The 13871-nt window shown below is 47.8% G+C and carries 6 protein-coding genes, 1 tRNA gene and 3 rRNA genes; 4 read left to right on the plus strand and 6 right to left on the minus strand.

The genetic code is table 11. The annotated features are described in order from the left end of the window. Positions 1 to 62: 62 nt before the first annotated feature. The 5 genes from C9I43_RS11965 to C9I43_RS11985 form a co-directional block, all read right to left on the minus strand. Positions 63 to 139, minus strand: a tRNA-Asp gene (locus C9I43_RS11965). Positions 140 to 175: 36 nt separating this feature from the next. Then, positions 176 to 291: ribosomal RNA gene (rrf, locus tag C9I43_RS11970) — 5S ribosomal RNA — on the minus strand. Positions 292 to 517: 226 nt separating this feature from the next. Beyond that, positions 518 to 3422: ribosomal RNA gene (locus C9I43_RS11975) — 23S ribosomal RNA — on the minus strand. Positions 3423 to 3793: 371 nt separating this feature from the next. After that, positions 3794 to 5336 (minus strand): 16S ribosomal RNA (locus C9I43_RS11980). Together the 16S, 23S and 5S rRNA genes with 1 tRNA gene alongside form the textbook arrangement of a ribosomal RNA operon. A gap of 931 nt (positions 5337 to 6267) precedes the next feature. Further along, complete coding sequence (locus tag C9I43_RS11985) at positions 6268 to 6813, minus strand: mechanosensitive ion channel family protein (protein ID WP_107883595.1); 546 nt, start codon at positions 6811 to 6813, stop codon at positions 6268 to 6270. 105 nt (positions 6814 to 6918) lie between these two features. Between C9I43_RS11985 and C9I43_RS11990 the strand changes: the two genes are divergently transcribed. The 4 genes from C9I43_RS11990 to ahpF all read left to right on the plus strand — a co-directional run bounded on the left by C9I43_RS11990 (position 6919) and on the right by ahpF (position 11945). Beyond that, positions 6919 to 7662, plus strand: coding sequence for a spermidine synthase (locus tag C9I43_RS11990; protein WP_107883596.1), 744 nt, complete (start codon positions 6919 to 6921; stop codon positions 7660 to 7662). A gap of 88 nt (positions 7663 to 7750) precedes the next feature. Further along, on the plus strand, positions 7751 to 9283 hold the full coding sequence (locus tag C9I43_RS11995) for a leucyl aminopeptidase (protein WP_107883597.1): 1533 nt from the start codon (positions 7751 to 7753) through the stop codon (positions 9281 to 9283). A gap of 360 nt (positions 9284 to 9643) precedes the next feature. Beyond that, on the plus strand, positions 9644 to 10213 hold the full coding sequence (ahpC, locus tag C9I43_RS12000; protein WP_076497531.1) for an alkyl hydroperoxide reductase subunit C: 570 nt from the start codon (positions 9644 to 9646) through the stop codon (positions 10211 to 10213). Between the two features lie 160 nt (positions 10214 to 10373). Beyond that, positions 10374 to 11945, plus strand: a complete 1572-nt coding sequence (ahpF, locus tag C9I43_RS12005; RefSeq protein WP_107883598.1) for an alkyl hydroperoxide reductase subunit F — start codon at positions 10374 to 10376, stop codon at positions 11943 to 11945. Between the two features lie 186 nt (positions 11946 to 12131). Here the strand turns inward: ahpF and recJ are convergent, their stop codons facing one another. Beyond that, the gene (gene recJ, locus C9I43_RS12010; protein ID WP_107883599.1) at positions 12132 to 13856 is read right to left on the minus strand and encodes a single-stranded-DNA-specific exonuclease RecJ; all 1725 of its coding nucleotides are present in this window, start codon (positions 13854 to 13856) and stop codon (positions 12132 to 12134) included. Between the last annotated feature and the right edge of the window lie 15 nt (positions 13857 to 13871).

Here is a 13871-nt window from a genome sequence, read left to right on the forward strand (position 1 = left end):
ATAATGACAATTTACTAAAACGAAAAAAGCCTCATCTTTCGATGAGGCTTTTGTCTTTATGTTGGCGGAGCGGACGGGACTCGAACCCGCGACCCCCGGCGTGACAGGCCGGTATTCTAACCAACTGAACTACCGCTCCTTTAAGTTAACGTTTACACATTAACCTAAATTAGGCGCTTGGCGATGACCTACTCTCACATGGGGAGACCCCACACTACCATCGGCGCGTTTGCGTTTCACTGCTGAGTTCGGGATGGGATCAGGTGGTTCCACAAGGCTATTGTCACCAAGCAAATTCTTACTGGTTAATTGTCCGTCTGACGGCATTGTCTCCTCGCTACTGTGCTCATGTACTAACGTACACTCCGCGCCTCGCTCGTCACGGCTTTGTCAGCCTAACAATTACCTGCGTAATTAACCTGTTAATTAATAATTCGGAAAGCTGATTTGCTTTGAGTCTTTAACTTTATTAAGTGTCACTATTCGTCTAAGGCCATATAAAACCCATCTGGGTTGTATGGTTAAGCCTCTCGAGTCATTAGTACATGTTAGCTCAACGCCTCACAACGCTTACACACCATGCCTATCAACGTCCTAGTCTCGAACGGCTCTTTAGAGGAATTAAATTCCTAGGGATGACTCATCTCAGGGCTCGCTTCCCGCTTAGATGCTTTCAGCGGTTATCGATTCCGAACGTAGCTACCGGGCAATGCCATTGGCATGACAACCCGAACACCAGCGGTTCGTCCACTCCGGTCCTCTCGTACTAGGAGCAGCTCCCTTCAATCATCCAACGCCCACGGCAGATAGGGACCGAACTGTCTCACGACGTTCTGAACCCAGCTCGCGTACCACTTTAAATGGCGAACAGCCATACCCTTGGGACCGACTTCAGCCCCAGGATGTGATGAGCCGACATCGAGGTGCCAAACACCGCCGTCGATATGAACTCTTGGGCGGTATCAGCCTGTTATCCCCGGAGTACCTTTTATCCGTTGAGCGATGGCCCTTCCATTCAGAACCACCGGATCACTATGACCTACTTTCGTACCTGCTCGACGTGTATGTCTCGCAGTTAAGCTGGCTTATGCCATTGCACTAACCGTACGATGTCCGACCGTACTTAGCCAACCTTCGTGCTCCTCCGTTACTCTTTGGGAGGAGACCGCCCCAGTCAAACTACCCACCAGGCACTGTCCCGAACCCCGATAAGGGGCCGCGGTTAGAACATCAAAACTACAAGGGTGGTATTTCAAGGACGACTCCATCATGACTAGCGTCACAACTTCATAGTCTCCCACCTATCCTACACATGTAGGTTCAATGTTCAGTGCCAAGCTATAGTAAAGGTTCACGGGGTCTTTCCGTCTAGCCGCGGGTATACGGCATCTTCACCGCAATTTCAACTTCACTGAGTCTCGGCTGGAGACAGCGTGGCCATCATTACGCCATTCGTGCAGGTCGGAACTTACCCGACAAGGAATTTCGCTACCTTAGGACCGTTATAGTTACGGCCGCCGTTTACCGGGGCTTCGATCATGAGCTTCTCTTGCGATAACCCAATCAATTAACCTTCCGGCACCGGGCAGGCGTCACACCGTATACTTCCTCTTGCGAGTTTGCACAGTGCTGTGTTTTTGATAAACAGTTGCAGCCACCTGGTATCTGCGACTCCCGTCAGCTTAGAGAGCAAGTCTCATCACCAACAGGAGCGTACCTTCTCCCGAAGTTACGGTACCATTTTGCCTAGTTCCTTCAGCCGAGTTCTCTCAAGCGCCTTGGTATTCTCTACCCGACCACCTGTGTCGGTTTGGGGTACGATTCCCACTAACCTGAAGCTTAGAAGATTTTCCTGGAAGCATGGCATCAACTACTTCAGTCCCTTAGGACCTCGTCATCAGCTCTCAGTCTGCACACTAAAGTGCGATTCCCCGGATTTGCCTAAGAAATCAACCTACCACCTTAAACGCGGACTACCAACGCCGCGCTAGCCTAGCCTTCTCCGTCTCTCCATCGCAGTTAGCGGAAGTACAGAAATATTAATCTGTTTCCCATCGATTACGCCTTTCGGCCTCACCTTAGGGGTCGACTCACCCTGCCCCGATTAACGTTGGACAGGAACCCTTGGTCTTCCGGCGAGGGGGTTTTTCACCCCCTTTATCGTTACTCATGTCAGCATTCGCACTTCTGATACCTCCAGCGTGGGTTACCCCTTCACCTTCAACGGCTTACAGAACGCTCCTCTACCGCGCAGTCCTAATGGACCGCACCCGTAGCTTCGGTGACTAGCTTAGCCCCGTTACATCTTCCGCGCAGGCCGACTCGACTAGTGAGCTATTACGCTTTCTTTAAATGATGGCTGCTTCTAAGCCAACATCCTAGCTGTCTAAGCCTTCCCACATCGTTTCCCACTTAGCTAGTACTTTGGGACCTTAGCTGACGGTCTGGGTTGTTTCCCTTTTGACGACGGACGTTAGCACCCGCCGTCTGTCTCCCGAGTAGTACTCACTGGTATTCGGAGTTTGCAAAGGGTTGGTAAGTCGGGATGACCCCCTAGCCTTAACAGTGCTCTACCCCCAGTGGTATTCGCTCGAGGCGCTACCTAAATAGCTTTCGAGGAGAACCAGATATCTCCGAGTTTGATTGGCCTTTCACCCCCAGCCACAAGTCATCCGCTAATTTTTCAACATTAGTCGGTTCGGTCCTCCAGTTGATGTTACTCAACCTTCAACCTGCCCATGGCTAGATCACTCGGTTTCGGGTCTACACCTTGCAACTAAACGCGCAGTTAACACTCGGTTTCCCTACGGCTCCGCTATTCGCTTAACCTCGCTACAAAATGTAAGTCGCTGACCCATTATACAAAAGGTACGCAGTCACGGTCTCAAGAACCGCTCCCACTGCTTGTACGTATACGGTTTCAGGTTCTATTTCACTCCCCTCACAGGGGTTCTTTTCGCCTTTCCCTCACGGTACTGGTTCACTATCGGTCAGTCAGGAGTATTTAGCCTTGGAGGATGGTCCCCCCATATTCAAACAGGATGTCACGTGTCCCGCCTTACTCGTTTTCATCTATGGTTAGTTTTCATGTACGGGGCTATCACCCTGTGCCGCTGAGCTTTCCAACTCATTCCACTAACACCCCATAGACTTAAGGGCTAATCCCCGTTCGCTCGCCGCTACTAGGGGAATCTCGGTTGATTTCTTTTCCTAAGGGTACTTAGATGTTTCAGTTCCCCTCGTTCGCCTCTACACACTATGTATTCATGTGCAGATAACAGCTTATGCTGCTGGGTTCCCCCATTCGGACATCGTTAGCTCAAATGCTTGTTACTAGCTCGCCAACGCTTTTCGCAAGTTACTACGTCCTTCATCGCCTCTGACTGCCAAGGCATCCACCGTATACGCTTAGTCGCTTAACCATACAACCCAAATGAGTTTCACTCATCTGCGCCGCATTGCGACCAGCTTGGTTTTACTTGTCTCACTCCCGACCAGGAAGTGGACGCGCCTTAGACGTGAAATACTCTGCCACCACAGCAAAATACTTCACTTTGAATATTCAAGACACTTAATAAAGTGTTTGAGAACTCATGATGCAAGTGTTTCCACACTTACATCGGTTTGTAATTAACATAACGACAGACATCATCATGTTAATCACTATCAGCTTTCCAAATTGTTAAAGAACAACATCTACCTGCAAGAGGGATGTTTCGCTCTGCTTCTCCTAAGAGAAGTTAAACAAGCAATCTGTGTGAACACTCAACAAACATTAAGTTAGTCGTATAGGTAAGGAGGTGATCCAGCCCCAGGTTCCCCTAGGGCTACCTTGTTACGACTTCACCCCAGTCATGAACCACAAAGTGGTGAGCGCCCCCCCGAAGGTTAAGCTACCCACTTCTTTTGCAGCCCACTCCCATGGTGTGACGGGCGGTGTGTACAAGGCCCGGGAACGTATTCACCGTGACATTCTGATTCACGATTACTAGCGATTCCGACTTCATGGAGTCGAGTTGCAGACTCCAATCCGGACTACGACGAGCTTTGTGAGATTAGCTCCACCTCGCGGCTTTGCAACCCTCTGTACTCGCCATTGTAGCACGTGTGTAGCCCTACTCGTAAGGGCCATGATGACTTGACGTCGTCCCCACCTTCCTCCGGTTTATCACCGGCAGTCTCCCTAGAGTTCCCACCATTACGTGCTGGCAAATAAGGATAGGGGTTGCGCTCGTTGCGGGACTTAACCCAACATTTCACAACACGAGCTGACGACAGCCATGCAGCACCTGTCTCACAGTTCCCGAAGGCACAAGTCCATCTCTGGTCTCTTCTGTGGATGTCAAGAGTAGGTAAGGTTCTTCGCGTTGCATCGAATTAAACCACATGCTCCACCGCTTGTGCGGGCCCCCGTCAATTCATTTGAGTTTTAACCTTGCGGCCGTACTCCCCAGGCGGTCTACTTAATGCGTTAGCTTGAGAGCCCAGTGTTCAAGACACCAAACTCCGAGTAGACATCGTTTACGGCGTGGACTACCAGGGTATCTAATCCTGTTTGCTCCCCACGCTTTCGTGCCTGAGCGTCAGTCTTTGTCCAGGGGGCCGCCTTCGCCACCGGTATTCCTCCAGATCTCTACGCATTTCACCGCTACACCTGGAATTCTACCCCCCTCTACAAGACTCTAGTTCGCCAGTTCAAAATGCAATTCCCAGGTTGAGCCCGGGGCTTTCACATCTTGCTTAACAAACCGCCTGCGCACGCTTTACGCCCAGTAATTCCGATTAACGCTCGGACCCTCCGTATTACCGCGGCTGCTGGCACGGAGTTAGCCGGTCCTTCTTCTGTAGGTAACGTCACAGTAACGCGCTATTAACACGCTACCTTTCCTCCCTACTGAAAGTGCTTTACAACCCGAAGGCCTTCTTCACACACGCGGCATGGCTGGATCAGGGTTGCCCCCATTGTCCAATATTCCCCACTGCTGCCTCCCGTAGGAGTCTGGGCCGTGTCTCAGTCCCAGTGTGGCTGATCATCCTCTCAGAACAGCTAGGGATCGTCGCCTTGGTGAGCCATTACCTCACCAACTAGCTAATCCCACCTAGGTTCATCCAATCGCGAAAGGCCCGAAGGTCCCCTTCTTTCCCCCGTAGGGCGTATGCGGTATTAGCAGTCGTTTCCAACTGTTATCCCCCTCGACTGGGCAGATCCCTAGGTATTACTCACCCGTCCGCCGCTCGCCGCCTCAGAAGTAAACTCCCTTGCGCTGCCGCTCGACTTGCATGTGTTAGGCCTGCCGCCAGCGTTCAATCTGAGCCATGATCAAACTCTTCAATTAAAGTTTTTTTGCTTCTCAACCTCTTATAAATAAGAAGCCAATCAGCGGCTCAATGAATTCTGATTTTTTGTTTCCACATCCTTATAAAGGAAGCAGAAACAAACTGTACATATTGCTATGAACACTCATTGTTACATTGATTTAAATTTTTGACTGCCAACCCAAAGGCTAAGCAGTTTCGATTAACTCAACACCTGTGAGTGTCCACACAGATTTCTTGTTTTATATTGTTAAAGAGCAACTCAATCTCATCAGAGAATCTGAGTACCACGCTGAGCATCAAATGCTTCCAGGTGGCTAGGGCTGCGTATTCTACGCATTTCCCATTGTGCGTCAAGGAGTTTTTTACAACTTCTTGCTGCTGTTGAATTAAGTGCCATTCTCAACAGAGAGTAACCTGTTCAATTCAACCTCACTCGCCGTATCGCTTACGCGCATCGCCGTGTCAGTGGATGCGCATTATAGGCAGCAGGAGATTTTGTGCAACCCCTTTTTTCACTAAATTAGCCGTTAATTGCCGATGTCTACACTAGACACACCCTACCCACCGCTTACCCCCAGACTTATCCACAAAACCAGCAACTTTGGCTTATTAATAATGGCGAATAAGTGTGTTGATGACTCAAGTCATGTAGCTAGGAGCAATACTATTTGGGATAAAACCGCTATTTAATGCCTGTGAATCAATTTAAGTCGGCATTTGTCATACAGCAAACAAGCCATGTCAAAGAAAGTGACATGGATGCTCCAAACGCACGTTATGACTTCATCATTGGTTAACTAGCTATATAAAGAAGAGGAAGTAGAAGTAGAAGTAGGTAATAAGGTTAAGATCATAACAGCTGAGCTCAACCTCATGTTATGAATCAAGGCGAGCTAACACATTCACAGCGAGGTAGATGCGCTATCAAGATGTGCGAAAGTTTGCCGGTTATTCTGGGTCAAAGCGTTTTTTACTGTCTGACTGAGCTTGCCGCTGAGCTAATGGAGTTTGATCGGCTAGCTTTAGTACCGCCTTTTGCAACATCAAGTTATTAGGGTAAGTCACCATATCGCCGTTATCACGGTGAATGAGTACATGGAATAAAGCGATTTCAACAATAACGCCGCTGATGTCCTCATCCTTATCAACCACCTTAATACGTTCGCCTATGCGGTAAGGGAATACAAAGAAAATCAGTACACCCGCCGTTAAGTTACTTAATATTGACCACTGCGCCACTAACGCGACGCCCATTACCGCAAAAGCAGAGGAAACAAATAGCGATACATCCTGATAGCCAAGCCCTAAAGAGACCGCCATCAGTGATAGTGTAATAAAGAACATCACATATGAGATAAACCGCGTAACTAAACTGGTGCGCGTTACACTCACCTGCTTCATTTGCGCAAGTTTGCGCACCCAATGGGTTAATGCACGCTGTAAAAAGAGAAACACTGCAAGATAAATACAGGCAAGCAGGATTTGATTTGTCATAATAGCCGCTCAATTAACTAAACTGTCTGAATTCTAACTTTTTTGCGCGCTGAGTTATAGCACACGCAAACAAGCCATGCAGCAAAACCGAGTATTTGATTCAATATGGTTGATTCTACCCTCTTATATGAAACTCAAGATGAATTAGGCCCAATTCGCGTAATCGATTATGACGACTCACGGATCCTGTCCTTTGGGGATAATGATGAGCAGAGTAAAATTTTAAAAGCTGCGCCACATATCCCCCAGCATACTTATGTGCAAGCCATGTTGTTAGTTTTGCTATTTTGTAAGCCCAAGAGCGCTATTGTTTTAGGTTTAGGTGGTGGCTCGATTATTCACTCTCTACGCAATTTCGACGCAGCCATAAAGTTAACGGCGGTGGAATTACGCCCTATAGTGATTGAGTTAGCTAAACGCTACTTCCAACTCCCCATAGGTAAAAAGCTGAATCTTATTAATGATGATGCCATCGCATTTTTAGCCGCTGGCGAGCATAAAAAAGTCGATGTGATTTTTGCCGATATATACACCGCCAAAGGAGTCGAAGCAGGCCAGCTTTCGCCAGTATTCCTAGAGCAATGCACCAAACTCATCAAACCTAACGGTTATTTAGTACTGAACTGCTGGAAAGAGCATAGCCAAAATCGCGAATTATTAGCCGACTTACAACAGCACTTTGCCCATGTTGACGCCTGCCTGACGGGCGGCGGTAATTGGGTGATTTTTGCTAGCCAAACACCCCAGCTTTTAGGTACATCGGCCCTTAAAAGCAATGCCCAATCGTTATCCCAGCAATTAGGCTTTGCCCTTGAGCGATCGTTAACGCGGTTTGGGCCTTGGATTTAATCTTAATCTCAGCCAAATAGCTTAAATTAGTTAACCCTAAGGCTGAGCTTTGATATTCTTCTCACACTCCAATGATATGAGTTGTACCATGAAAAATAAGCACAAATTTATGTTAAGCGTTATGGCTCTGGCGGGCCTTAATCCTCTCAATGCTAACGCCGAAATTTTTAGTTTTGATACTCGTAGCTCACTGAACTCAGATACCTTAGTGCTATTCCAAAGTGCTGATTCAACCACCTATGGTATCGACCTTTTACCTCAGTCGACCCAAGACCAACTAAACCTTGCAACGGCGGATAATATTTTTTCAGGTAAGCAGGGAGAAACCCTCGAGATTTTAGTACCGAGCGAAATCGATGCTAAACGGATATTACTGGTAGGCATTGGCGATGCAAAAATCTTAACCCCAGGCTCCATTAATACTATTGGGGGCAATATTGCTGCAAAACTCGATACTGTTCCGCAGGCCACGGTGCGTATATTTACCCAAGGCTTAACGGCCGCGCCACTATTTGCTGCTGAGCTTGCCCATGGGATAGAGCTACGTAGCTACCGTTACACTCAGTTTAAAGCCAGTACCCATAAGCAAAAAAACTATCAAATTGCCGTCGATGATTTAAGCGCCAACCAGAAACGCCACAAAAACTTACAAGCGGTTGAAGAAGGCGTGTTTTTAGCCCGCGACTTAACCAACGCACCTGCTGGCATTATGTATCCCGATAGCTTTGCCAATGAAGCCAGAAAACTTAAATCCCTCGGCGTTAAAGTCACAGTATTAGAAGCAAAAGATATCGAACGCTTACAACTAGGCGCTTTAGCTGCGGTGGGTAAAGGTAGTGAGCGCCCACCTAAGTTAGTCGTCGCCCATTGGCCAGGTAGTAAAGACGCGCCAATTGCACTGGTCGGCAAAGGCATTACCTTTGACTCGGGCGGTTACAATATCAAAGCAACGGGCACTTCAATCGCACGGATGAAGTCAGATATGGCGGGCGCGGCGACGGTACTTGGCACCATTAAAGCCATGGCGATTCAAAAGGCTGCGGTCAACGTTGTGGCGATTATGCCTATGGCAGAGAACATGATATCCGGCCATGCGATGCTCCCAGGGGACGTGATTAAAACGGCCCAAGGGCTTACTGTTGAAGTGCTCAATACCGATGCAGAGGGTCGTTTAGTGTTAGCCGATGGCCTCTGGTATGCCCGAGAACACTACAAACCCTCGATTATCATTGATGTCGCGACGTTAACTGGCTCTAAAGTCGGCGCACTTGGCAGCGTGTATGCGGGATTGTTTACCGATTCTGAGGCCTTAGTTAAAGAGTTAACCTATGCAGGACAACAGGTTGATGAAAGAGTATGGCGTTTACCGTTAGATCAAGCCTACGCTGATGAGATTAAATCCACGATCGCGGATCTAAAAAATACCGGTAAAGAAGGAAGTGCTGGCGCTTCTTCTGCGGCGATGTTTTTAAAACGCTTTGCGGGCGAACAACCTTGGGCACACCTTGATATCGCGGGTAATGCGTTAACCGCCACCGATACCGCCGTAGTGCCAGTTGGCGCAACAGGTTATGGCGTACGTTTACTCAGCACTTGGCTAACTCAGCCTAAGACTCAGTAATCACATTTAGCTTGCCAGCACCTAAGCATTTGTAAAATGGTCTTGTTCTAATTGAATTTATGTTTGAAGGGATATCATAGATATCCCTTTTTTATACCTGAAATTTATCCCACATCCTTCACAGATAAGCACTCGCCTAAAACCCTGAGCAACCCCAATCACACCAAACCTGCAGTGGGCGTGGTAAACCGATTGAGTCCGGCCAGATCTCACTTGTATTCTATTAAACCGATTAGGATGATAGCTTTTATCCGTTATCTTAATTATTAGCGAGTCGGTAGTATGCTTCACATCGACAGGACGCAAGCAAACGTCCTCGTTATGAACTTAAGCAATCATCAACTATATGGAAGCATAAAAATGACTCAATCAATTATCAACAGCACAATCAAACCATTCAAAGCCACTGCGTTTCACAATGGTGAATTCGTTCCAGTGACAGAGCAAGACCTGTTAGGTAAATGGTCAGTGGTATTCTTCTACCCTGCTGACTTTACCTTTGTTTGCCCAACTGAATTAGGCGACATGGCTGATTACTACGAAAAGCTACAAGGTATGGGTGTTGAAGTTTACTCAGTCTCTACTGACACTCACTTCACTCACAAAGCATGGCATGACACGTCAGACACCATTAAGAAGATTAACTTCCCAATGTTGGCTGACCCAACAGGCACTATCAGCCGTAACTTCGGCGTGATGATAGAAGAAGACGGTTTAGCACTGCGTGGTACTTTTGTTATTAACCCAGAAGGCCAAATCAAGGTTAGCGAAGTTCACGATTTAGGTATTGGCCGTAGCGCTCAAGAGCTAGTTCGTAAAATTCAAGCTGCTCAATATGTTGCGACTCACGATGGTGAAGTTTGCCCAGCTAAATGGCAGCCAGGTGATGACACATTAGCACCATCTTTAGACCTAGTTGGCAAAATCTAATTTAGCCCAAAGCGTCAACCCCGCCAGTCTAGCACCCTGAGTTAAGTGGCGTTGCACCCCGAAACTGCAACGCCACATTGCAAAGGACTAAGCCCGCCCCTGCATGGGCCTAGACTGGCGCCTTTTATCTCTCCCTTTTAAGCAATTTTGGAGTTATCACATGTTAGATGCGAATTTAAAAAATCAACTGCAAACCTACCTGCAAAACCTCAAGAGACCAGTTGAACTTGTCGTGTCTGCAGACGAGTCTAAAAAATCTCAAGAATTAAAAAGTTTAGCGCAAGACATTGTCAGCCTTTCTTCTTTGGTGAGCCTGAAAGAAATTCAGGGCGAACGCACCCCAGCAATGACAGTAATAAACCCACAGATTAATACGCAAATTAGTTTTGCTGGTCTGCCTATGGGTCACGAATTTACTTCACTTGTGCTGGCCTTACTGCACACGGGTGGACACCCAATTAAACTCAGCGATGAGATTATCCAGCAGATCCGCGATCTGCCCGGCAAATATGCCTTTGAGACTTACGTATCTCTGACCTGCCAAAACTGCCCTGATGTCATTCAGGCACTGAACATGATGGCCGCAATCAACCCAAATATCACTAACGTGATGATTGACGGTGCTTTGTTCCAAGACGAAGTGAATAGCCGCAACATAATGGCTGTACCATCCGTCTACTTAAACGGCGAAGTGTTTGCCGCAGGTCGCATCAGTATTGGCGAGATTTTGAATAAACTCGACACCAATGCCGCCAGCCGTAAGGCTGATGAAATTGCTGAAAAAGCCCCGTTTGAAGTATTAGTGGTTGGCGGTGGCCCAGCAGGTGCTGCAGCGGCTATTTATGCCGCGCGTAAAGGCTTACGTACTGGTATTGTTGCCGACAAGTTTGGCGGACAAGTGGCTGAAACAGTAGGTATTGAAAACTTTATATCAGTCAAATCGACTGAAGGTCCAAAGCTTGTAGCAAACCTTGAAGCCCATGTAAGAGACTACGAAGTTGATATCATGGACAACCAGAAAGCCGTGTCGTTAGGCACTGACGGTTTGTTTGAACTTGAGTTAGCAAGCGGCGCTAAATTACGTAGCCGTACTATATTATTGGCCACAGGTGCCCGCTGGCGTGAAATGAACGTCCCCGGTGAGAAAGAATACCGCGGCAAAGGCGTGGCTTATTGCCCACATTGCGATGGCCCGTTATTTAAAGGTAAACGCGTAGCTGTGATTGGTGGCGGTAACTCAGGTATTGAAGCTGCTATCGATTTAGCGAATATTGTCGAGCACGTAACGGTACTGGAGTTTGATAAAACCCTACGCGCCGACGATGTACTGCAACGTAAAGCGGCTTCTATGGGTAACATTACTATTATTACCCAAGCGATGACCACTGAAGTGACTGGCGATGGCACCCGAGTGAATGGCCTTAACTACACAGACAGAGCAACAGGTGATAGCCACCATGTCACACTTGCAGGTATTTTCGTACAAATTGGTTTAGTACCCAATGCAGAATGGTTGAAAGGCACCATTGATTTAACCCCAAGGGGCGAAATTATTGTTGATGCACGCGGACAAACTTCTGTTCCAGGTATTTTTGCCGCAGGTGATGTGACTGACTCCCCTTTCAAGCAAATCATTATTGCCATGGGCAGCGGCGCAAATGCATCATTGGGCGCATTTGATTACTTAATTCGCCATAGTGATGAAGAAACCGCTGAGACCAAAGCTGCTTAATCTACGATACGCTTTGAGATAACCCAATAAAATAGCCAGCATTGCTGGCTATTTTTATATCTATTCAATCACACCAAAGAGCAATTAAATGTTAATGCCCGAATTTAACTCCGCCCGCCGCGAAAGTATGATGAATTCAGTGCTCTGACCGTGCGTTTATAGTCAAGCGATACAACATGCGAGTAGCTACATGGCTTCAATTTGCTCAACCATGAGTTGCAACGAGAAGTTACCGCGATACTCATTCACATCAAGTTTATAAACAATACGGGCGTGGCGAATAGTTGCATCGGGCCATGTGTGTAAATCCACATTAAAAGCAATCGCATCAAGCATCACTGTGCCGCATTGGGTTTCAAGCACCAACTTAAGGTGACGCTCACCAACGAGACGTTGTTGCACTATGGTAAAGTAACCATCAAATAGCGGTTCTTCAAAGGCTTGCCCCCAAGGTCCAGCATTGCGCAATAACTGCGCCATCTCCAGATTCAACTCTGTTGGGGTAAGTTCACCATCGGACCAAAACTCACCGGTTAATAACTCCGCTTTAAGCTGTTCACGCACCGCATCATCATAGGCTTTGGCAAACGTAGCAAAACTGCCGGCTTTAAGTGATAACCCAGCCGCCATCGCATGACCGCCAAACTTGATAATCAGCCCAGGGTTACGCGTGTTCACCAGTTCAAGTAAGTCACGCATATGCAGCCCTTTAATCGAGCGCGCCGAACCTTTAATTTCACCGTTGCCCGCATCGGCAAAGGCTATTACCGGTCTGTGGTATTTATCTTTAATGCGCGAGGCTAAAATACCAATCACGCCTTGATGCCAATCTTCTTGAAATAAAGCGATGCCCCAAGGTAATTCGGCTTCGTTGAGCTTTAATTGCTCAAGAGTTTTCAATGCCTCTTGCTGCATACCCACTTCAAGCTCACGCCGCTCTTGGTTTAACCCGTCAAGCTCCGCAGCCATGCGGCGGGCAAGCATCATGTCTTCACAAAGTAGTGTTTCAACGCCAAGCGCCATTTCATCCAACCGCCCTGCGGCATTAAGTCTTGGGCCTACGGCAAAACCAAAGTCGGATGCAACGATACGCGCAGGGTTTCGCTTCGCCACTTCAAGCAATGCGGTAATTCCCACTCGGCAGCGCCCAGCACGCACACGCTGCAAACCCGCTTCGACCAAAATACGATTATTGGCATCAAGTGACACCACATCGGCAACGGTGCCAAGGGCAACGATATCGAGCAAAGAGCCTAAATTAGGTTCAGTAATACCGCGCGTTTGATACCAGTTTCGCGCTCGCAGTTCGGCTCTTAACGCCGTCATCAAATAAAAAGCGACCCCGACGCCAGCAATCGATTTACTGGCAAATGAACAACCGGGTTGATTCGGATTGACGATTGCATCGGCATTAGGTAATTCATGTCCGGGTAGATGATGGTCAGTAATCACTACTTGCATGCCAAAGGCTTTGGCCGCGGCTACGCCATCAATGGATGAAATACCGTTATCCACCGTAATCAACATTTCGGCTTGTTTAGTCGCCGCAACAGCAACAATTTCAGGGCTTAAGCCGTAGCCGTAGTCAAAGCGATTGGGAATCAAATAGTCCACTTTGGTCGCGCCCATCATCCGCAGCGCCAACATGCACACGCTGGTCGAGGTTGCGCCGTCGGCATCAAAATCACCGACAATTAAAATCGATTTCTTCGCCTGCATTGCATCAGCGATAAGTGCCGCAGACTCAGCTAAACCTTTCATGGTGTCAGGCCTTAACAACCCCTTCAGAGCAAGTTCACACTCGTGAGTTAGCGCGCCGCGACGAGCATAAAGCTGCTTTAATAGCGGCGAAAGATGAGCGGGTAAATGGCTATCATCAACGGTTGGGCGACGGACTATCTTATGGATCAAGGGACTCTTACTCTG

The organism is Shewanella morhuae (genome assembly GCF_003028295.1).
GTDB lineage: Bacteria > Pseudomonadota > Gammaproteobacteria > Enterobacterales > Shewanellaceae > Shewanella > Shewanella morhuae.

Excerpts from the sequence above, each read along its gene's own strand:
- C9I43_RS11985 (WP_107883595.1), bottom strand. The coding sequence starts at position 6,813 with ATGACAAATCAAATCCTGCTTGCCTGTATTTATCTTGCAGTGTTTCTC.
- C9I43_RS11990 (WP_107883596.1), top strand. The coding sequence starts at position 6,919 with ATGGTTGATTCTACCCTCTTATATGAAACTCAAGATGAATTAGGCCCA.
- C9I43_RS11995 (WP_107883597.1), top strand. The coding sequence starts at position 7,751 with ATGAAAAATAAGCACAAATTTATGTTAAGCGTTATGGCTCTGGCGGGC.
- ahpC (WP_076497531.1), top strand. The coding sequence starts at position 9,644 with ATGACTCAATCAATTATCAACAGCACAATCAAACCATTCAAAGCCACT.
- ahpF (WP_107883598.1), top strand. The coding sequence starts at position 10,374 with ATGTTAGATGCGAATTTAAAAAATCAACTGCAAACCTACCTGCAAAAC.